This window comes from Paludifilum halophilum, assembly GCF_002245355.1.
GTDB lineage: Bacteria > Bacillota > Bacilli > Thermoactinomycetales > DSM-45169 > Paludifilum > Paludifilum halophilum.
The window spans coordinates 1-407 of record NZ_NOWF01000151.1; the positions used below are offsets into that span (position 1 = coordinate 1).

1 protein-coding gene is annotated in these 407 nt (G+C 35.1%); it reads right to left on the reverse strand.

Annotated features, from left to right (window positions below; translation table 11 throughout):
• Nucleotides 1-224: 224 nt before the first annotated feature.
• Nucleotides 225-407 (reverse strand): hypothetical protein (locus CHM34_RS19685; RefSeq protein ID WP_206093863.1); only part of this gene is annotated, 183 nt, incomplete at its 5' end.

Here is a 407-nt window from a genome sequence, read left to right on the forward strand (position 1 = left end):
GCTTGATATACATCACCACCAACCATCAAGTCTAGTGCTTCTAGAAAGTTATCATTCACACCTCTTAGAAAGACTAGCTTTTGTGAATCCTTGGACAACACATGTTAAGGGTTCTTCTGCATTGTATATAAGAAATGTGAAACATAGTCTTCCAATGTTTCTTCCTCCTTCTGAGATATCCTGAAGACATCATCTCCTCTTAAACTAGATGCTTTGCAATACTCTTAGTAATTATCTAGAAACAAAGTTTGCATTTCATCCCAACTTCCTATTGCATTGGCTACTAAGCCCATCAACCATTGTAGAGTTGATTCTTTCAATGATGCTAGAAACAATTTAAGCTTATGGGCATCAGTGTTGTAGTTAAAACTATGACAAAGTATATCAAACTCAAACAAGAAAGTATT